At 64.3% G+C, this 18,849-nt stretch carries 15 protein-coding genes; 8 read left to right on the plus strand and 7 right to left on the minus strand.

Annotated elements, in window-relative coordinates; all coding sequences use genetic code 11:
- Positions 1-15 precede the first annotated feature (15 nt).
- Positions 16-732, plus strand: a complete 717-nt coding sequence (locus tag NKJ81_RS14940; RefSeq protein ID WP_352470761.1) for a glutamine amidotransferase — start codon at positions 16-18, stop codon at positions 730-732.
- Here NKJ81_RS14940 and NKJ81_RS14945 read toward each other — a convergent pair whose 3' ends face one another.
- The 6 genes from NKJ81_RS14945 to NKJ81_RS14970 form a co-directional block, all read right to left on the minus strand.
- Positions 733-1,974 (minus strand): MFS transporter, encoded by a 1,242-nt coding sequence (locus NKJ81_RS14945; RefSeq protein ID WP_023678198.1) that lies wholly within the window; start codon positions 1,972-1,974, stop codon positions 733-735. It abuts the gene before it with no gap.
- 457 nt (positions 1,975-2,431) lie between these two features.
- Positions 2,432-2,899 carry a Ros/MucR family transcriptional regulator gene (locus NKJ81_RS14950; protein WP_352470759.1) on the minus strand — a complete coding sequence of 156 codons (468 nt, stop codon included), beginning with the start codon at positions 2,897-2,899 and terminating at the stop codon, positions 2,432-2,434.
- Positions 2,900-3,063: 164 nt separating this feature from the next.
- Positions 3,064-3,768: an ROK family protein gene (locus NKJ81_RS14955; protein ID WP_352540860.1), complete on the minus strand. Its 705-nt coding sequence runs from the start codon at positions 3,766-3,768 to the stop codon at positions 3,064-3,066.
- A gap of 19 nt (positions 3,769-3,787) precedes the next feature.
- A complete protein-coding gene (gene zwf, locus NKJ81_RS14960) occupies positions 3,788-5,164 on the minus strand; it encodes a glucose-6-phosphate dehydrogenase (protein ID WP_352492260.1) in 1,377 nt (458 codons plus the stop codon).
- Positions 5,165-5,186: 22 nt separating this feature from the next.
- Positions 5,187-6,203, minus strand: coding sequence for a phosphogluconate dehydrogenase (NAD(+)-dependent, decarboxylating) (gene gnd, locus NKJ81_RS14965; protein ID WP_352540861.1), 1,017 nt, complete (start codon positions 6,201-6,203; stop codon positions 5,187-5,189).
- A gap of 100 nt (positions 6,204-6,303) precedes the next feature.
- Positions 6,304-8,715: a glucan 1,4-alpha-glucosidase gene (locus NKJ81_RS14970; RefSeq protein WP_352540862.1), complete on the minus strand. Its 2,412-nt coding sequence runs from the start codon at positions 8,713-8,715 to the stop codon at positions 6,304-6,306.
- 218 nt (positions 8,716-8,933) lie between these two features.
- Between NKJ81_RS14970 and NKJ81_RS14975 the strand changes: the two genes are divergently transcribed.
- From NKJ81_RS14975 to NKJ81_RS14995, 5 genes are all read left to right on the plus strand, one after another.
- Positions 8,934-9,947, plus strand: coding sequence for an ABC transporter substrate-binding protein (locus tag NKJ81_RS14975; RefSeq protein WP_352481006.1), 1,014 nt, complete (start codon positions 8,934-8,936; stop codon positions 9,945-9,947).
- A gap of 47 nt (positions 9,948-9,994) precedes the next feature.
- Entirely contained in the window at positions 9,995-11,515 is a 1,521-nt protein-coding gene (locus tag NKJ81_RS14980; RefSeq protein ID WP_352540863.1) for a sugar ABC transporter ATP-binding protein, read from the plus strand.
- A 1-nt stretch (position 11,516) separates the two neighbouring features.
- Complete coding sequence (locus NKJ81_RS14985) at positions 11,517-12,491, plus strand: ABC transporter permease (protein ID WP_023678190.1); 975 nt, start codon at positions 11,517-11,519, stop codon at positions 12,489-12,491.
- A gap of 2 nt (positions 12,492-12,493) precedes the next feature.
- Positions 12,494-13,441 carry an ABC transporter permease gene (locus tag NKJ81_RS14990; RefSeq protein ID WP_352540864.1) on the plus strand — a complete coding sequence of 316 codons (948 nt, stop codon included), beginning with the start codon at positions 12,494-12,496 and terminating at the stop codon, positions 13,439-13,441.
- Between the two features lie 121 nt (positions 13,442-13,562).
- Positions 13,563-15,632 carry a 3-hydroxyacyl-CoA dehydrogenase NAD-binding domain-containing protein gene (locus tag NKJ81_RS14995; RefSeq protein ID WP_352540865.1) on the plus strand — a complete coding sequence of 690 codons (2,070 nt, stop codon included), beginning with the start codon at positions 13,563-13,565 and terminating at the stop codon, positions 15,630-15,632.
- An 8-nt stretch (positions 15,633-15,640) separates the two neighbouring features.
- On the opposite strand, the gene NKJ81_RS15000 is transcribed toward NKJ81_RS14995, so the two are convergent.
- The gene (locus NKJ81_RS15000) at positions 15,641-16,453 is read right to left on the minus strand and encodes a response regulator transcription factor (protein WP_352470752.1); all 813 of its coding nucleotides are present in this window, start codon (positions 16,451-16,453) and stop codon (positions 15,641-15,643) included.
- Positions 16,454-16,567: 114 nt separating this feature from the next.
- Here NKJ81_RS15000 and NKJ81_RS15005 point away from each other — a divergent pair, with 114 nt between their 5' ends.
- Complete coding sequence (locus tag NKJ81_RS15005) at positions 16,568-17,698, plus strand: ABC transporter ATP-binding protein (RefSeq protein ID WP_352540866.1); 1,131 nt, start codon at positions 16,568-16,570, stop codon at positions 17,696-17,698.
- The gene (locus NKJ81_RS15010) at positions 17,679-18,842 is read left to right on the plus strand and encodes an ABC transporter substrate-binding protein (protein ID WP_352540867.1); all 1,164 of its coding nucleotides are present in this window, start codon (positions 17,679-17,681) and stop codon (positions 18,840-18,842) included. The genes NKJ81_RS15005 and NKJ81_RS15010 overlap by 20 nt, the downstream gene beginning before the upstream one ends.
- Positions 18,843-18,849: the final 7 nt, after the last annotated feature.

Genomic DNA, 18,849 nt, shown 5'->3' on the forward strand with positions numbered 1-18,849 from the left:
GGATCCCGCCTTCCAATGCCGCCCAAGCCAAGTCCGAGACCAAAGATCCTGATCGTGCTGCATCAGGAGCATTCGAGCCCCGGACGGGTCGGCCATATGCTTATCGAGGAAGGCTTCGACCTCGACATCCGCCGACCGCCGCTCGGCGAGGCCTTGCCGCAGACGCTGGATGGCCATGCCGGCGCCGTGGTGTTCGGCGGGCCGATGAGCGCCAATGACGGCGACGAGTTCGTCCGCCGCGAGACCGACTGGCTCAAAATTCCGCTCAACGAGAACCGGCCGCTGCTTGGCATCTGCCTCGGCGCGCAAATGCTGGTCAAGCATCTTGGCGGCAGGGTCGAGGGCCACGGCGAGGGCCTCGTCGAAATCGGCTGGTATCCGCTGAAGGCGACCGAAGCGGGCAGCAGGCTGATGCATTGGCCGGAGATGGTCTATCAATTCCATCGCGAGGGCTTTTCGCTGCCGAAGGACGCGACGCTTTTGGCGACGGCCGAAACTTATCCCAACCAGGCCTTCCGCTACGGCGACAATGCCTGGGGCATCCAGTTCCATGGCGAATTGACCCGGGCGATGATGCAGCGCTGGGTGGTGCGCGGCGCGCACCGCTTCGAACTGCCCGGCGCGCAGCCCGGCCGCGACCATCTCGGCGGCCGGCTGATCTGGGACATGCACCTCAAGCGCTGGCTCGGCGAGTTCCTGCCGATGATTTTCGGCAAGCCGGCGCTGCCGTAATCAGTTTCGCCCTCTGAGATGACGCACCTTGCGCAGCTGCGGGAACAGCACCGCCCATAGGCCGGCAACGGCGATCGCCCCGACACCCCCGACCACCACGGCCGGAACCGTGCCGATCAACGCCGCCATCGTACCGGCGCGGAATTCGCCGAGCTCATTGGAAGCGCCGACAAAAACCTGGTTGACAGCGTTGACGCGGCCGCGAACGTCGTCCGGCGTCCACAGCTGGATCAGCGTCTCGCGGATATAGACGCTGAACATGTCGGTGGCGCCGAGCAGCGCAAGGGCCGCAATCGACAGCCAGGTGATGGTCGAGAGGCCGAACAGAACCGTGAACGCGCCGAACAGCGCGACGAAGCCGAGCATCACAAGGCCGGCATGGTTGCGGATCGGGTGTCCGGCCAGCCAGATGGCGACGCAGATGGCGCCGACGCCGGGCGCCGAGCGCAACAGGCCGAGCCCCCATGGGCCGAGTTCGAGGATATCGCGCGCGTAGACCGGCAGCAGCGCCGAGGCGCCGGACAGGAGCACCGCAAACAGATCGAGCGAAATCGCACCGAGCACGATCTTTTCGCTCCAGATATAGCCGAAGCCGGCGAACAGGGTCTGTACCGTCGGCCTGTCGGTCCGGCTGCGCTGGGCAGGCTTCGGGATGGTGAAGATCAGCACGGCGGCAACCAGCATCAGCACGGCGGCGGTGGTGTAGGCGGCTTCGGCTGAAAGCCCGTAGAGCAGGCCGCCGGCGACCGGCCCGACGATGGTTGCCGTCTGCCAGGCGGACGAGTTCCAGGCGATGGCGTTGGCGAAATCCTCGGGCGGCACCAGATTGGCGAACAGTGATGAGGAGGCCGGCCCGAAGAAGGCGCGCGCGATGCCGAACATGGCGAGCACGATGAAGACCGGCATCGGCCCGGAGAGGCCGCGTAGCGTCAGCAGCAGCAGGGCCAAGGCGCAGCCCGCTTCGACCAGCACCGCCAGCGCCATGATCAGCCGGCGCCCGAAACGATCGGCAACGTCGCCGGTGACCAGCACCAGCAGCAGCGAAGGCAGGAACTGGACGATGCCGACAAGGCCGAGGTCGAACGGGTCGCGGGTCAGGTCGTAGATCTGCCAGCCGACGGCGACCGACACGATCTGGGTAGAGAATGTCGAGAGGAAGCGCGCCGCCCAGTAGCTCAGGAACGGCCGGTGGCGAAAGGCGGCATAGCGCTGGTCGGATGGTACTTGGGATTCTGTCGTCATGGAATAAGGCCCCGTGGCGGCTATGTCGGCCGGCGGGGCACTTCCACGATGGGCGCTGGTCCGGCCAAAAGAGCCTTTAGCGCAGTTCGGCGCAGGGCGCGCGCAAAAATCCGGCGTGGCTCCAGCTTTTTTCAGGCTGCCATACCAATTGCAGGCGGCAACCACGCTCGGCGGAGATGGAGAGGGTTATTTGGCGCGCAGGTCGAGTTCCTTCGCGCCCCCCTCTGTCCTGCCGGACATCTCCCCCTCAAGGGGGGAGATTGGACGTCGCGACGTCCTTCGCCAGTCTCCGGCTTCGAAGGCAATTTGTACGTTCAAAGATTTGTACGTTTAAAGCGTAGCGCCATCGGCGAGGCAGCTGATCTCCCCCCTTGAGGGGGAGATGTCCGGCAGGACAGAGGGGGGCGCTGTCCCGCCAATCTTCGAGGCTTGCGTTTGCAGGGCTTCGAACGATGCTTTAGGCCGTCGCCTTGGCCTTCCTGCCCCTACCCTTGACGGGCGTGGGCGCGGGCGGGGCTTTGCGGCCGAGGCCGATCGCCTTGGCAAGCTGCGAACGCGAGGCCGCGTAGTTGGGGGCGACCATCGGGTAGTCCGACGGCAGGCCCCATTTGGCGCGATAGGCGTCGGGCGTCAGCCCGAAATGAACGCCGATATGGCGCTTCAAGGATTTGAACTTCTTGCCGTCCTCGAGACAGATGATGTAGTCCGGCGTCACCGATTTCTTGGGATTGACGGCAGGCGTCAGCGGCGCGGCGACCGGCACAGCCGGTTGCCCGAGGCCGCCTATGGCAGCGCTGACGCTGGCGATGAGATCGCCGAGGCCGGAAGCCGGCAAGCGGTTCTTCTCGACATAGGCGGACACGATATGGGCGGTCAGCTCGAGCAGGTCGATATTTTTGCGAGCGTTGTTGTTGTCGTCGGTCAATCTATCTCTCCGTCCATGGGGGTCGCAGAAATTCCTAGTCGGCAAATCTGCGCAATGCAATGACGCCGCACCACGTCACACATTATTTTGAATAATAATACTAACGGCAGCGCGGGATTAACAACCCTGAGCCGGTGCTCGATAATATCAGACAATCAGCAATATCAAATAATCAGGGATTTGTCGCGCCATAGTCGAAATCCGCCCTCGAAGGCGCGTGTGTTGTCGCCGCGTCTGCAATCGGCGGGCAAGTCGGTGAGTTCGTCGACATTGCCGCCGCCGATGACCACGTAGTCCGGCTGCATGGCGGCGCGAAGCCGGTCGACCATGTCGAAGACGTGTTTGCGCCATTTCTTCTTGCCGCGCTTTTGCAGGCCGCGTTCGCCGACATAGTCTTCGAAACTGCCGCGCTTCTTGTAGGGAAGATGGGCAAGCTCCATCGGCTGGGCAACGTTATCGACGATCATCGCGGCCCCAAGGCCGGTGCCGAGGCCAAGGAACAGCATGCGGCCGCCCTCATAACTGCCGATGGCCTGCATGAGCGCATCGTTAACGACCTTGACCGGTTTGCCGAACTCGGCGGCGAAATCGCAGCCGACCCAGCCCTTGCCGAGATTGGCGGGTTCGGTCAGCGGCCGGTTGTGGTGCACCGGGCCCGGATAGCCCATCGAGACAACATCGTAGTGCAGCCCTTCGGCGAGCGTCTTCACCGCCGCGACCATCTGCTGCGGCGTAAGCTCCGGTCCGGAAGCGGTCTTGCGCTCGTCGCCGCCGGCACTGGTGCGGATCTTGACGTGCGAGCCGCCGATATCGATCGCAAGCACGATCTTTTCTTCCTCCGATGCCGGGTGCCTCACCGCCTTGGCCATCGCCTTCGCCTCCCAGAAATCATTTCGCCGGATTGATCCAGCCGTTCGGCGGCCCGAATCCAGCCATGGCTTCGGCCGGCCCCCATGTCTTTGGCGCGTAGACAGGGGGCGGCGTGGTGTCGCCGAGCACCGGGCCGACGATGCGCCAGGCGAGCTCGCTGGCGTCCTGGCGGGTGAACAGCTGGCCGTTGCCGTTCATGGCGTCGCCGATCAACCGCTCGTAAGGCGGCATGTCGCCCTTCGAATCGTCCAGCGCGGTGAGCTCGACCTGCTCACCGACCATGTCATCGCCGGGCGCCTTGCGCCGGGCTCCGATCGAGATCGCCACCTGAGGATCGATGCGGAAGCGCACGTGATTGCAGTCGCCGGGCTTGATCGGATCGAAGACGTCGAGCGGCGGCCGCTTCAGTTGCACGATGACCTCGGTGGCGTGCACCGGCAGGGATTTGCCGGCGCGAATGAAGAACGGCACATCCTGCCAGCGCCAGGTATCGACGAAAAAGCGCACCGCCGCGAAGGTCTCGACCGGCGAGTTCGGCGCCACGCCCGGCTCGCTGAGATAGCCGTCGAACTGGCCGCGCACCACATCGTCCCTGGTCAGCGTCCGGATCGCCCGCAGGACCTGCACCTTCTCGTCGATGAGATCGTCGGCCGAGCGGCCGACCGGCGGTTCCATGGCGAGCAGCAAGAGGATATTGAGCAGATGGTTTTCGATGACGTCGCGAATGCAGCCGACCTCGTCATAGAAGCGGCCGCGGCCCTCGACGCCGAAATCCTCGGCCATGGTGATCTGCACGCTCTCGACGTAATTGCGGTTCCAGATCGGCTCGAGGAAGGAATTGGCGAAGCGGAAATAGAGCAGGTTCTGGATCGCCTCCTTGCCGAGATAATGGTCGATGCGGAAGATCGACTTTTCGTCGAAGACCAGATGCAGCACCCGGTTCAGCCAGCGCGCCGATTGCAGATCGTGGCCGAATGGCTTTTCCACCATCAGGCGCGCGCCCTGGGCGGCGCCCGACTGCTCCAGCCCCTGGACGACCACCTCGAACATCGCCGGCGGCACCGCCAGATAGTGCAGCGGCCGCTCAGCGCTGCCGAGCGCGGTCTTCAGCTTCTCGAAGGTCGCAGGCGCCCGATAGTCGCCGCTGACATAGCGCAGCAGCGATGCAAGCCTGGCAAAGATCTTGTCGTCGATGCTGCCCAAGGCGTTGACGATGCCGTCGCGGGCGCGCGCCTGCAGCTTGGCGGGGTCCCAGGGATCGAAGGCGACGCCGATCACCGGCTCGTTCAGCGTCCCTTTGGCCACCATGGCGTAAAGGGCGGGGAAGATCTTCTTGTGGGCGAGATCGCCGGTGGCGCCGAAAAGCACCAGCGTGTCCGATCGTTCCTGGCTCATGGGCGTGCCTCCCTGTCGCCCGTCACGAGCCGGCCTTGGGTTTTTCGACATGGCCGCCAAAGGCATAGCGCATGGCGGACAGAAGCTTGTCGGCGAATTCGGATTCGCCTTGCGAGGAGAACCTGTCGAACAGCGCCGAGGACAGCACCGGCGCCGGCACGCCGGTGTCGATCGCCGCCTTCAGCGTCCAGCGGCCTTCGCCGGAATCCGAGACCCGCCCGCCGAACTGCGTCAACGACGAATCGGCCTTCAGTACGCCGGCCGTCAGGTCGAGCAGCCACGAGCCGATGACGCTGCCGTGCCGCCAGACCTCGGCCACTTCAGCGATGTCGATGTCGAACTGGTAATATTGCGGGTTTTCCAGCGGGCTGGTTTCGGCATCGGCGGTGCGCTGCCGTTTGCCGGCATTCGCCGACTTCAGGATGTTCATGCCTTCGGCATAGGCGGCCATAACGCCATATTCGATACCGTTATGGACCATCTTGACGAAATGGCCGGCGCCGCTTGGTCCGCAGTGAAGATAGCCGAAGGGCGAGGTTCCGGCATTCTTGGCAGGGGCGGGCGAAGCGGCGTCGGCGCCCGGCGCCAGCGTTGCGAAGACCGGATCGAGGTGCTGGACCGCGCTGTCGGGGCCGCCGATCATCAGGCAGTAGCCGCGCTCGAGGCCCCAGACGCCGCCGCTGGTGCCGACATCGACATAGCTCAAGCCTTTCAAGGCGAGGCGCGCGGCGTGGTCGACGGCCTCGTGATAATAGGAATTGCCGCCGTCTATGATGATGTCGCCCGGCTCCATCAGGGCAGCCACCTGGTCGACGATCTTGCCGGTGATCGCCGCAGGCAGCATCAGCCAGGCGCTGCGCGGCTTCGCCAGCTTGCCGACGAACTCCTCCATCGACGCGGTTCCGACCGCGCCGGCGCTCACAAGCGCGGCGACGCTCGCCGGGTTAATATCGTAGACGACGCATTCGTGGCCATCACGCAGCAGGCGCCGAACCATGTTGGCGCCCATCCGGCCCAGTCCCATCATTCCTATCTGCATGGTCTCGTCCTGCCTTACTTGAGGGATCGATGATCTAGTGGCGCTGTGATTGAAGCATGATCTTGTCCAAAAACCGGTCTCCACTTTGCGGGATCATGTTCTATCCGGTATCGCCGATGTCGACAGAAAAGTCAGCATTCTCCCAATGGCCGCTGTCGGGCCAGAAGAAAGTGAAGACAATGCTATTGCCCGGGCTATTGCCCGGAGCAATCTCGGCAACCTGCAATTCCGCAAGATGGATGCCGAAAGCATTCGCGGTGGTCTCGGTGTCATGGACGGTTGCCCAATTGTCGCTGCTCCAATGAACCACCGCCCGGGCCAGCAGTTCGATGCGCAGCGCCTTGCCTGCCGGGATGGTACGGATCTTGTGGTTGAAACGCCATGCCCTGAAGCGCGACACCGTCCTGCCCTCGATATAGCGCTTGACCCCTTGCGGCGGCATGTCGAACACGGCGCCGTCGCGGAGAGACCGCAGCAGCTTGATGTGCTCGGAATGCGCCCAGACCAGCGGCTTGGCGCTGCCGGAGGGCCCGCCATGCCGCAATTCGCGCTCCGGCATGTCGGGACCGTCCCAGACCTGCTCCGGCAGCAGGCCGCCCGGTCCGGCAGAGTTCTCGAACGTCCTGAGCAGGCTTGCCGCACTATCCCTGCGGCCTGCCGCCAGCTCGTAATGAGCGCGCTCGCCGACCAGCAGCGGCCAGGGCCGGCCCCGGCCGGTTCCATCGAAGGGCGCGCCGTCGGCATGCTCGCCATAGCCGTCGCCATTGTAGCGGTACCAGAGCGGCCCCTGCGGTAGCTCGCAGCGCAATTGCGCGTCGATGACCTTGACCGTGTCGAGGATGCGCGGATCGTCGGCCGCCCTGAGGCCGAAGCGGACCAGCGCCAGCGCATCCGGGCTGACGATCGCCTTGGCCGGCCGGTCCGTATCGGCCGGCGGGCGGTTCTTGATCGGGACGTAGCCGTCTTTCGGCGATGCCGCGCCGGCTTTGTCGGGCGGCGCAATGCGGACATAGTAGCCTTCGACGCTGGCTTGCTCGCATGCCGCGGTGCCGGCGACGTAGGTCCAGCGCTCGATCTGGTCGTTCCAGACGTCGGCGGTTTCGCGCAGATAGTTTGCCGGCTCTGTTTTGCCGGCGGCATCGAAGATGTCCGCAGCCGCAAGCAATGCGGCGATCTCGACCGCAAGTGTGAACGGGCTGTAGCCGGCGTCTTCTTCCCAGCGGTCCTCGCCGGTGACCGGGCCGTTGCGCACGACATAGGCGGCAGCGCGCTCGATCATCGGCATGAAGGAGGAGAGTGCGGCAGGCGGCAAATGGCCGGCGCGGCGCAGTGCGTCGGCAAGCAGCAGCGGGAAGGCGCATTCGTCCATCTGGATGCCCGGCCAATAGGCCGATCCGTCGAGCCAGGCGTTCTGCGGCCAATGGCCGTCCGGCTGCTGGATCGCGCGCAGATAGCCAAGGATGCGCAAGGCTTCCGCCGGGTCGCCGGCGGCGAGGAAGCCGCCGGCGGTTTCGACCAGATCGCGCGGCCAGACCAGGTGATAGCCGCCGAGATCGTCGTCGCCCTTGTTGAAGCCCCACGGGATCGACAGGCTGGCAACGGCTGCTCCGGCGGACGACCGGTGTGTCGCCAGCACCGCCGTGCTGAGGCGGTAGCTGTTGAGGCCGGACGCCGCATGCCGGTCCAGCGGCAGCAAACCGGCCTGCCATTTGCGCCATTTGTCGACGTAGGATCCGGCTGCGGGCTCAAAACCTTGCCTCAGGCTGGCGAAAGCAGTTTCCGCCGCCTGTTGCGGCGTCGTGCCGAAGCCGAGCGCCAGCAATATTTTTGGGTTCGCAGCCGAAAAGGCGATCTCGCCGGTCAGCGCGACATTGCCGTCCTCGGCCCTGCGGCAGGCCGGATCGAGCCGGCCGCCTTGACCAAGCTGCTGCCAGCCGTCGGAGACGCCGACATAGCCGGCCGAGCACGCCTTCCACGGCAGCGACGAGGCGAGCGCCAGGCAGGTGCCGCGTCCCGATGCAAACAGGACAGGCTGTCCTTCATGGTCGTCGATCCAGGCGGTGTTGCCCATGCCGGCGTTGACGAGGTGCGGTGCCAGCAGCGCGTAGACGCGGTAGTCGGCGGCCGCGCCTTTGAGCGGCGTGAACATAATCTCCTGCAGCAAGACGGGACGTTCCGGATCCGTCAGGATGCGCTTTTCGATCCTGTAGGTTCCATCGCTTGCGGTGTTGACCAGCCGGTAGGCAGGCACCCCGTCCGCCAGGGGTTCGATACTGTGTTCGGCGTCGCGTTTTTCTTCCGAGAAATAGCCGTCGGGTCCGGTGACGATCAGCCCCAGATCGCGGGTGCAGGCGCTATCGAGGCGCGGGTAATAGATCTCGTTGAGGATACCGTGGCTGATGGTGAACCAGATCGGGCAGGCCGGCGAGAGCGCGGTGCCGACGCCGCTCTTGGCGCTCGAGGTCCAGCGCGCCGGAATGCCGGGTGCACCCGGGGCAAGGTTCGTCGCCATTCAATCGGTCTCCAGTGCCATCCCTAGACCAGGAGTCGAACCGGTTTCAATGATTGCACCGCAAGTTGATCGCCGGCCATGGATTGCTGTTGACAGCTTGCCGCCTATCTGCATTTGTCTGATAATAGATAAAAAACAAGATTGTGAGCGTATCAGCCAATACCCACCAGCCAGCCATTAACCACCAGCAAGACAGCAACTCACGGGAGGAGTATGACATGAGGAAAATATTCGCTTTGGGGGCTCTTGCGGCGATGCTCGCCGCAGGTACCGCGCTTGCCGACACCAGCGGCAAGAAAATCGCCTTCTCCAACAATTACGCCGGCAATTCCTGGCGGCAGGCGATGCTGGACAGCTACGCCATCGTTACCAAGAAGGCGGTTGCCGACAAGGTGGTCGGCGCCGCGGACGTCTTCACGACGGCCGACAAGGAAGTGCCGACGCAGGCAGCCCAGGTGCAGAACCTGATCCTGCAGGGCTATGACGCGATCGTCATCAACGCGGCGTCTCCGGATGCGCTCAACGGCGCCATCAAGCAGGCCTGCGACGCCGGCATCGTCGTCGTCTCCTTCGACGGTATCGTCACCGAACCCTGCGCCTACCGCGTCGTCGTCGACTTCAAGGACATGGGCAAGCAGGAAGTCGAGCAGATGGCCAAGTTCCAGCCCAAGGGCGGCAACCTGCTGGAAATCCGCGGCCTCGCCGGCACCTCGATCGACGATGCCATCCATGCCGGCATCCTCGAAGGCGTCGCTGCCCATCCCGAGTTCAAGATCGTCGGCTCGGTGACCGGCGACTGGGACCAGACCACGGCACAGAAAGCCGTAGCGACGATCCTGCCTTCGCTGCCGGATGTTGTCGGGGTCGTCGACCAGGGCGGTGACGGCTACGGCGCGGCGCAGGCTTTCGCCGCCGCCGGCAAGCCACGCCCGACCATCATCATGGGCAATCGCCAGGACGAGTTGCAGTGGTGGAAGGAGCAGAAGGAAAAGGACGGTTACAAGACCTGGTCGGCATCGATCGCACCGGGCGTATCGACGCTTGCCTTCTGGGTGGCGCAGCAGGTGCTCGACGGCCGCACCGACGTGCCGCACGACCTGCTGGTGCCCTATCTTGCCTTCACCCAGGACGATTTCGAGGCCGCGCTGCCGAAGATTCCGAAGGGCGGCGTCGCCAGCCACGAATACACGCAGGAAGACGCCATCGCGGCGATCAAGGCCAACATCAAGTGAGCATGGCACTATTGTTGCCGCCACGGATAACCGGGTATCGTTGAGGGATGCCGGAGGCCAATGCAGACATCATCAGGCCGGACGGCGCCGAAAAGCTTTTCGGCGCCGTCAGTTTGGACATCATAAGACTGGTCGGAGCCGAAAAACATTTCGGCGCCGTCAGGGCGCTCGCCGGTGTCGATTTCAGCGTTCGTGCCGGAGAATGCGTCGGTCTCGTCGGCCATAACGGCGCCGGAAAATCGACGCTCATGCATATGGTGGCGGGCACGCTTGCCCCCGACAGCGGGCAGATCGCGGTCCGCGGCGGTGTCGAGGCAAGTTATTCGGTGCCGCGCGCGCAGCAGCTCGGCATACGCTGTGTGTTCCAGGAGCTGTCGCTCTGCCCGAACCTCAGCGTCGCCGAGAACACGCGGATCAACCACGCGTCGCTGCATGGCTTCGGCTGGCGGCGCAAGGCGGCCGATCTGATCGCCGCCAAGCTCGACGAGATCTTCCCCGGCCACAGCATCTCGGCATCCGACATCGTCGGTGATCTTTCCATCACCAGCCGGCAGATGGTGGAGGTGGCGCGCGCCTTCACGGTCACGCAGGAGCCGCTCGAGCTGGTTATCCTCGACGAGCCGACATCCTCGCTCGACGCGCATACCGCCGGCCAGCTGCTGGCGTTCGTGCGCCGCTTCATCGCCGCCGGCAAGAGCTGCATCCTGATCTCGCATGTGTTGGGCGAAGTGCTCGGAAATGCCGACCGCATCGTGGTGATGCGCGACGGCAAGGTGGTCGCCGCCGGGCAGGCCGACGCCTTCGACCGCGACAGGCTGATGACGGCGATGGGCGGAGCGGAGGCGCGCGAGAAGACCGCCGCAGAGATTGCGAGCGGCAAGCCGGAGCCCGGCCCGCTGCGGGTCCGGGCGCGTCCGGCGCGACAGCAGGACGGCAACGAGCTTGTCGCCCGTGCAGGTGAAATCATCGGCCTTGCCGGACTTGCCGGGCATGGGCAGACCGATCTTTTGCTGGCTATCTTTGCTGCAGCTTCCCGTGCCAAGACCGGCATCGAGGTCACCGCGCCGGTGGCGCTGGTTGCCGGCGACCGCCAGTCGGACGGGATTTTTCCGCAATGGTCGATTGCCGAGAACATTGGCATCCGTTCGCTGGCGCGATTGCGCAACGGCCTCTTGATCTCGCCGCAGCGCGAAGCCGAGCTCGCCGAGTTGTGGCAGCGGAAAATCGGCATCCGTACGCCCGACATGAACAACAACATCTTCTCGCTGTCCGGCGGCAACCAGCAGAAGGCGCTGTTCGCGCGGGCGCTCGGCTCCGACGCCAAGATCGTGCTGATGGACGATCCGATGCGCGGCGTCGACATTGGCACCAAGCTCGAAGTCTACGACCTGGTGCGCGAGGAGGCTCGCCATGGCCGCACTTTCCTATGGTACACCACCGAAACCGAAGAGCTCGACAATTGCGACCACATCTATGTGTTCAAGAACGGCCGGATCGTCGCCAACCTTCGTCGCGACGAACTGACGGAGGAAAAGATCATCCAGTCGTCGTTCGGCGATGCGGCCTGAGATGACAGCGGTATCCGTCGAGAATGGGCTAAAATCTTCGGCTCGCGCCACCAGGCGGGCGCGCATGCTGCGCAGCCTGCTGCCGGCACTGTCGCTGGCGCTGGTGCTCATCGCCATCGCCTGGCTCAACCCGCGCGCCATCAGCTATTTCGGTTTCAGCCTGATGCTCAATCTGGCGATCCCGATCGCTCTGGCGACGATCGCGCAGATGTTCGTCATCGCCGGCAACGAGCTCGATCTGTCGATCGGCACCTTTGTCGGCTTCGTCGGCTGCGTGACGGCGACATGGCTGAAGGACGCGCCGCTGCTCGGAGTCGTGATCCTGCTCGGGTCGATCGGCGTCTACGCGCTGCTCGGCGCGCTGATCCATCTGCGCAACCTGCCCTCTATCGTGGTGACGCTCGGCATGAGTTTTGTCTGGCAGGGCATGGCCATCCTCATCCTGCCCAAGCCCGGCGGCAAGGCGCCGGACTGGCTGCTGGCGCTGATGGCCTTCAAGCCACCCTTCATTCCGTTCCCGATCATCGCGGCATTGCTGATCGCAGCCGTCGTCCACTTTGGCCTGATGCGTACCTCCTACGGCGTCATCCTGCGTGGATCGGGCGGCAATTCAGCCGCACTCAAGCGCGCCGGCTGGTCGCTGCTGCGCACCAAGATCGCGCTGTTTGCGCTGACCGGCCTGTTCGGCGTTTTGTCCGGCATGGCGCTGATCGGCATCACCACCTCGGCCGATGCCAATATCGGCAATGGCTACACGCTGCTTTCGATCGCCGGCGTCATCCTCGGCGGCGGCGAGTTCGTCGGCGGCCGGGTGTCGCCGATCGGCGCCGTCATCGGCGCGCTGACGCTGGCGCTGGCGGCATCGCCCCTCTTGACGTTCATGCACATTCCGCCCGACTGGCAGGTCGCCGCCAACGGCGCCATCCTGATCATCGTGCTGGCGGCGCGGGTGCTGATCAGCCGCAGGGAGAGGTGAGCATGGCATCGCTGCGGGCACTGCTCGCCAGACCCTGGATCTGGTCGTTCTTCGGGGCGCTGCTGGTGTGGCTGGCAACCATCGCCTTCACCGGCGGCTATGGCGGCGGCGGCATGATCACGGCGGCGCTGTCGCTCGCCGTCTTCACCGTCATCGTCGGCGTCGGGCAGATGTTCGTCATCACGCTCGGGCCGGGCAATGTCGACCTGTCGCTGCCGGCCAATATCGGCCTTGCCAGCGCCGTCGCCATGAAGGTCATGGACGGCAATGATGCGATGATCGCGGTCGGGCTGCTGGCAGCGCTTGCCTGCGGCATGGCGATCGGCGCCGTCAACTATCTGCTGATCTGGGCGCTGCGCATTCCGCCGATCATCGCGACGCTGTCGGCCAGCTTCGTCATCCAGTCGGTCGATATCAGCTATGGGCGGGGCCTGCAGATCAAGCCGCCGCCGGGCTTTGCCGACTTCACCAACTGGCAGGTGTTCGGCATCCCGGTGCTGGCGATCCTCACCGTGCTGTTCACCATCGGCGCCGGCATCGTTTTGCAGCGCATGATCTACGGACGCTCGGTGCTGGCGATCGGCCAGAACATCCGCGCTGCCTGGCTGGCCGGCGTCAATGTCGGCCGCACCCGCTTCCTCACCTACACGCTGTCGGGCGCGCTCGGCGGCCTCGACGGCGCACTGCTCGCCGGCTATTTCCGCGGCGCCAATGTCGATATCGGCAATGAGTATCTGCTGGCCTCGATCGCCGTCGTCGTCATCGGCGGCACGTCGGTGGCGGGCGGCAAGGCTAATGTGCCGGGGGTCTGGGGCGCGGCGCTGTTCCTGGTGCTGCTGTTGACCATGCTCAACACGTTCGGCGTCAGCGTCGGCGTCCGCCTGGTGCTGACCGGGCTGATCATCGTCGGCGTCATCACCGCCGCCGGTGGGCAGAAGGCGCTGCGCTAAGGCAAGGCCACCCGGCGGCGAGGGGATATCGATGCGGCCCGCAAAACACGTGGTTCCCATCCGCATGCCAGCGCTGTAAATCCCGTCGCGCTATTGGCCAACATCATTGCGTGAGGTTTGCGTGTCCGATTTCGTCAGCACTACAAGGCACGGCAACGTCGCGGTGGTGAGCATCGACAATCCGCCGGTCAACGCGCTGAGCTTCCATGTGCGCGAGCCGCTGATGCAGGCGCTCTTTTCCCTGCGCGACGAGCCGTCGGTCGGAGCAATCGTGATAGCATGCGCCGGGCGGACCTTCGTCGCCGGCGCCGACATCACCGAATTCGGCAAGCCGGCGCGGCAACCGGACCTGGGCGCCCTAGTCGCCATGCTGGAAACCATCGCCAAGCCGACGGTCGCGGCCATTCACGGCACTGCGCTCGGCGGCGGCCTGGAACTGGCGCTCGGCTGCCATTTCCGTGTTGCCGACCGAACGGCAAGGCTCGGCCTGCCGGAAGTCAAGCTCGGCCTGCTGCCGGGCGGCGGCGGCACGGTTCGCCTGCCGCGCCTGGTTGGTCCGCTGAAGGCACTCAACATGATCGTTTCGGGAACGCCTATCGGTGCGGCCGAGGCGCTCGCCGCCGGCCTGGTGGATGCCGTCTTCGATGGCGACCTGACCGCGCAAGCGGTGAGTTTCGCCAACGAAACGGCCGCGAAAGGCGGTCCGTTCACGCCGGTGCGCGACCGCAATGATCGCCTCGACCAGGCCGACTTGCCGGCGTTCGACAAGGAAGCGGCAGTGCTTGCCGGCAAAGCACGCGGCCTCGAGGCGCCGATCGCCTGTGCGCAGTCGGTTCGCAACGCCCTGACGCTGCCCTTCGACGAAGCGCTGGCGGCGGAGCGCGACCTGTTCGTCAAACTTGTCGCCGGGGACCAATCACGCGCGCAGCGGCATTTGTTCTTCGCTGAACGTGAGGCGGCAAAGATTGCCGGCAAGGACGTCGTCAGGCGCAAGATCGCCCGGGTCGGCGTCATCGGCGCCGGCACGATGGGCGGCGGCATCGCCATGGCGTTCGCCAACGGCGGCGTCGCCGTGACCTTGCTGGAAGCGACACACGAGGCCTTGCAGCGCGGGCTGGCGACGATCAACAAGAATTATGCCGTTTCCGTCATCCGCGGCTCGCTGAGCGAAGACGCCAAGCGCCAACGGCTTGGGTTGTTCAAGGGTTCCACCGACTATGCCGATCTTGCCGATTGCGACCTGATCGTCGAGGCCGTGTTCGAGGAGATGGCGGTCAAGAAGGATGTCTTCGGCAGGCTCGATGCCGTGGCCAAACCGGGCGCGATCCTCGCCACCAACACTTCCTATCTCGATGTCAACGAAATCGCCGCTTCGACGTCGCGGCCGCAAGATCTCCTCGGCATGCATTTCTTTTCGCCGGCTAACGTCATGAAGCTTTTGGAAATCGTCCGCGCCGACAAGACTTCGCCCGACGTGCTGGCGACCATCGTCGATCTGGCACGGCGGATCGGCAAGGTGCCGGTCGTCGTCGGCGTCTGCCACGGCTTCGTCGGCAACCGCATGCTGGCGGCGCGCGGTGCGGAACTGGAGACGCTTCTGCTGGAAGGCGCAATGCCGCGCCAGGTCGACCAGGTGTTCACCGATTTCGGCTGGCCGATGGGGCCGTTCGAGATGAGCGATCTCGCCGGCCTCGACATAGGCTGGCGCAACCGCAAGGCGCGTGGCCAGACGGCCGTGATCGCCGATGCGTTGTGCGAACAGGGACATTTCGGCCAGAAGACCGGCAGCGGCTTCTATCGCTACGAAGGCGGTTCGCGCACGCCGCTGCCCGATCCCGATGTCGAGGCGCTGATCCGCAACAAGGCTGCCGAGCGCGGTATTGCACCGCGCGCGATCGGCGCCGAGGAGATCATCGAGCGGACGCTCTATCCGATGATCAACGAGGGCGCCAAAATCCTCAAGGAAAAGATTGCCGCCCGCGCCTCCGATATCGACGTCGTCTGGGTCAACGGCTACGGCTTCCCGGTCGGCAAGGGCGGGCCGATGTTCTGGGCGAGCCTCGAAGGCGTGGACAAGATCATCCAGCGGCTGGATCACTGGCACCAGCAGACCGGCAAGGATGTCTTTCGAGTGGCACCCCGGCTCAGGCAAATGGCCGAAACCGGTTCCTGGGACGGCGCTGCCGGCTGAACTTGGGACTACCGAATCCGTGCGTCCATGATCTCGACAAAACGCGCGAACAGACCCGCCTGCGACTTTATCTTGAGCTTGCGGTAAATGTTGCGGCGATGAACTTTTACGGTTCCCGGCACGATGCGCATCGCCCTGGCAATCGATTCCGTGGAATGGCCCTGAAGCACCAGATCGACGACATGCTGTTCGCGCGGCGTGAGCGAAAGGCTCTTCCAGATGTGAGCACGTTCGAACTCACTGACCGGAGTAATCGCCTCGTCTTGCTTCGTCCCAACCGGTCCGTCAGCCGGAAGGGTAGGCCAGCGTAGCCTGACGAGGCTGATCACCGCAGGCGCCATGTCGCGCAGCAACCTGGCATCGGCGGTTCCGAACGGCCCCGAAGCGCGCAATCGCATTAGCGAGACCACCAGCGCGTCCTTTCCCGGCAGCGGCACGAAAAAGCCGACCTCCTCCGCAAGCCTGGTCTGGCTGTAATAGGAGCGGTAATATTCGCTGGCATAGAAGCGATCCGGCGCCAATTCGCGCATGCGCCAAAAGCCTTCCTTGCGCTCGACTGCCGCATGGTGGAACGGATCGAGCAGATAAGGCCCTTCCTGATAGAGCGCAACGAAGACGTGGCTTTCGGCCGGCGAGAATGTCTCGAACAGCAGCGGCGGGCGTGAGGCGCCGCGATAGCCGAAGATCACGCAATGATCGAAGCTGACATGCTGGCGGAGCCAGGCGACCATCGCCTTGCCGAAAAGCTCGCCGCTCGTCTCCCGCGTCGCTGCGATGAGCGCAGCGAGCCGGCTGTATTCATCGCTGCGTGAAACGCCCAATTCATACCCCTCCATACGAGAAAATAGACGAAATATACCACCTGGGAGGTATATACTAGCCGCCATTGGCTCTGATAGCGTTTCGAGACCAACCAGCCGCTGGAGCCCGCAGCTTTGACCGCAGTGCCCGACATCGAGTTTCGCGGGGTCACCAAACGCTACGGCAGCGTGATCGCGGTCAGCGGCATCGATCTTGCCATCCCGCCGTCTGCCTTTGTCGCGTTGCTCGGGCCGTCCGGCTGCGGCAAGACAACCTGTTTGCGCATGATCGGCGGTTTCGAACAGCCAAGCGAAGGTGTGGTATTCATCCGTGGCCGCGACATGGCCGGCACGCCGCCCTATCGGCGGCCGGTCAACATGGTGTTCCAGCAATATGCGTTGTTTCCGCATCTGGATGTGGCGGACAACGTCGCCTATGGCCTACGCCAGGCGCGGCCGCGCCTGTCGTCGCGGGAGATCAGCCTGAAGGCAGGCGAGGCGCTCGCCATGGTTCGGCTTGCGGGCTATGGACGCCGCAAGATCCATGAGCTTTCCGGCGGCCAACAGCAGCGTGTCGCCCTGGCGCGGGCGCTGGTCAACAAGCCGGCGGTGCTGCTGCTCGACGAGCCCCTGGCGGCGCTCGACAAGAAGCTGCGCACCGACATGCAGATAGAGCTGCAGAACCTGCAGCGCGAGATCGGCATCACCTTCGTCCTGGTCACCCACGATCAGGAAGAGGCACTGTCGATGAGCGATTTCGTCTGCGTCATGAATGGCGGGCGCATCGTCCAGCTTGGGCAGCCGAGCGAAATCTACGACGAACCCGCCGACCTCTTCGTCGCCGATTTCGTCGGCAAGACCAATCTCTTGAGCGGCAAGGTCGTCGGGCTCTCGGGCAAGCTCGTCGAGATAGCGCTTGCCGACGGCACCGTCATCGCCGCGCGCAAGCGCACTTCGCTAGCCCAGGGCGAAGCCGTCTCGGTCAGCCTGCGTCCTGAATCCTTAAGTCTCGGCGCGCCCGGAAGCGGCCGGCTGAACGGGCTTGTCCGCAACCGGATCTTTCTCGGTTCCACCGCGGAATATGCAATCGAGGTCCAAGGCATCGGGACACTGCTCGCCAAGGCCGATCATCTGGTTGGCGGTGGAAATCTCTTCAAGCCGGGTGAACCCGTCGCCGTCGGCTTTACAGCCGGAACGCCGCTGGCGTTTCCGGAGAATAACGGGACCAACCAGAGGGAAAACAAAAATGTCGAAATCGTATCGTGACGGACTGCCGATAAGCCCTGAAAAATTCGTCGACCAGTTGATGCGCCTCAAGCGCGGTTCCATCGGCCGCCGCGAGTTCCTTGGCCTCACCGGCCTAGGCATCGCAACGGCAGTAATGGCCCGCGAACTCGGCATCATGCCGTCGCCAGCCTTCGCCCAGGAGGGGCTTGGCGACCGCATGTCGATTGCCACCTGGCCCAATTATCACGACCCGGCGACGTTCGAGAATTTCAAGGCCGAAACCGGCGTTGCCGTCGAGGTGAACGTGTTCGGGTCAAACGAGGAGATGCTGGCCAAGCTGCAGGCCGGCGCCTCGGGCTGGAGCCTTTTCGTTCCGACCAACTACACGATCTCGACTTACAAGAAGCTTGGCATCATCGAGGCGCTGGATATGGCCAAGCTTGCCAATTATGACGGCTCGCAAGAAGACCCGCGCTTCACTGGGGAAGGCACGATCGATGGCGTGACCTACGCGGTGCCGAAGAATTGGGGCACCACCGGCTTTGCCGTCAACACCAAGAAACTGACCAAGCCGATGACAAGCTGGAAGGAATTCTGGGACACGGCCATGGCGGAGGGCGACGGCCGGACCATGGTTCATGATTACCAGCTGACCACGATCGGCAACGCGCTGAAATATTTCGGCTTCTCGTTCAACTCGCTGAAGCCGGACGAACTCGCCAAGGCGGAGGAATTGCTGCTGAAGGTCAAGCCGCATCTGTTCGCGGTCTCCAGCGACTACCAGCCGTCGATGCGTGCCGGCGACGCCTGGATGACGATGTGCTGGACCAATGACGGGGCGCAGCTCCACCGCGACATCCCCGAAATCGCCTACGTGCTTGGCAAGGAAGGCGGCGAGATCTGGACCGACTTCTACGCAATACCCAAGGATGCGCCGAACAAGCCTGCCGGCTATGCCTTGCTCAACTATTTGATGAACCCGAAAGTCGCGGTCAAGGAGCACCTGGCCAACGGCGCGCCTTCCACCGATGCGCGGGTCAATGCGCTGCTGCCCAAGGAGATGCTGGACAATCCGATCCTCTATCCGGCGGCGGATCTGCTGAAGCCGCTCGAATTCGGTGCGGCCGCAACGCTAACCGATCCGGGCCGGGCCGAATTGATGGCACGCTTCAAGTCGGCTTGAACCTGGC

It is taken from the genome of Mesorhizobium sp. M0018, from assembly GCF_040323955.1.
Classification (GTDB): domain Bacteria; phylum Pseudomonadota; class Alphaproteobacteria; order Rhizobiales; family Rhizobiaceae; genus Mesorhizobium.